General features: G+C 54.2%; 2 tRNA genes. Both read left to right on the forward strand.

Annotated features, from left to right (window positions below):
- Positions 1-2 precede the first annotated feature (2 nt).
- Positions 3-76 (forward strand) — tRNA-Pro (locus tag AC0IWT_RS20075).
- Between the two features lie 50 nt (positions 77-126).
- Positions 127-200, forward strand: a tRNA-Pro gene (locus AC0IWT_RS20080).
- Position 201: the final 1 nt, after the last annotated feature.

The raw sequence follows: 201 nt of genomic DNA on the forward strand, positions 1-201 counted from the left end.
TTCGGGGTGTAGCGTAGCCCGGTATCGCGCCTGCTTTGGGAGCAGGAGGTCGTAGGTTCGAATCCTGCCACCCCGACAAAATTTGCAGATGCAAATTTATTTTTAACAAAAGATCGATACCTTTTTCGGGGTGTAGCGTAGCCCGGTATCGCGCCTGCTTTGGGAGCAGGAGGTCGTAGGTTCGAATCCTGCCACCCCGAC

This window comes from Pedobacter sp. AC464, assembly GCF_979253075.1.